We start from the raw sequence: 238 nt of genomic DNA, 5'->3' as shown, positions 1-238 counted from the left end.
CACGACCCCCCGGCGCCCCAGCCGGGCCTTCTGCACCAGTAGCACCTTGAGCACCAGCTGCACCTTGACCCCCAGGAGCACCCTGAGGTCCAGTAGCGCCTTGAGCACCAGCTGGTCCCTGAGCACCTTGAGGTCCTGGAGCGCCAGTAGCACCTGTTGCTCCAGCTGCAAGGGGAGCTCCCGCTGATAGGAGTTGTACAGTTTGGACGGGAGTGATGAGATGAACTAGTTTGACGAT

Annotated in this window: 1 protein-coding gene; it reads right to left on the bottom strand. The window is 61.8% G+C overall.

Annotation, left to right across the window (positions count from 1 at the left end):
- Window positions 1-238: hypothetical protein (locus JDS99_RS31510; RefSeq protein WP_199696544.1), on the bottom strand; the 238-nt coding region annotated here is incomplete at both ends.

It is taken from the genome of Bacillus cereus group sp. N6 (assembly GCF_016483705.1).
GTDB lineage: Bacteria > Bacillota > Bacilli > Bacillales > Bacillaceae_G > Bacillus_A > Bacillus_A wiedmannii.
The sequence above is the reverse complement of the archived record's forward strand: the minus strand, read 5'-3'. Positions and strand labels throughout refer to the sequence as shown.